The sequence below is a fragment of the Mesorhizobium sp. M1334 genome (assembly GCF_040317995.1).
Lineage (GTDB): Bacteria > Pseudomonadota > Alphaproteobacteria > Rhizobiales > Rhizobiaceae > Mesorhizobium.
In genome coordinates this window covers 1-581 of record NZ_JAMYLM010000086.1, presented here as the reverse complement: position 1 = coordinate 581, position 581 = coordinate 1, and the positions used below count along the sequence as shown (strand labels likewise).

General features: G+C 58.2%; 1 pseudogene. It reads right to left on the bottom strand.

From position 1 onward, the window contains the following. Positions 1–581, bottom strand: a pseudogene (locus tag NKH17_RS33370) (calcium-binding protein); the annotation flags it as partial.

Here is a 581-nt window from a genome sequence, read left to right as displayed (position 1 = left end):
CCGGCAAAAACCGCGTCGTCGAGCTGGATCTTGTCCTGGAGCTTGTTGAAGTCGGTGATCCTGTCGATATTACCGGCTCCAAGAGCGCTGTTGAACACGAAGGCATCATTGCCTCCGTTACCGGTCAAGATGTCGGCACCTCGTGCGCCGTTGATGATGTTCGCGCCGGCGTTGCCCTGGATGGCTTGGTTAAACTCGTTGCCAGTGAGATTGATTGCTCCCGTGCCGGAAGGATTTGTGGTGGCAAGAAGCTCAACTTGGGAGCCGGCCGAAAGAGCATAGCTCACCGTGGAAAATACCCTGTCGCCGCCGCCGCCGGCCGCTTCAATCACCCTGTCGCCAGCATTGTCGACGACGTAAGTGTCATTGCCGCCATAGCCTGTCAGCGTGTCGGCGCCACCCATACCGTTGATGTAATTAGCACCGGCATTGCCTTGGATCGTCTGGGCGAACTCGTTGCCAACGAGATTGATTGCTGCCGTGCCGGAGGGATTCGTGGTAGCAAGAAGTTCGACCTGCGAGGCTGCCGAGTGCACAAGCGCAAAGCTTGCTGAGGCGAGCACCTTGTCGATACCACCGCC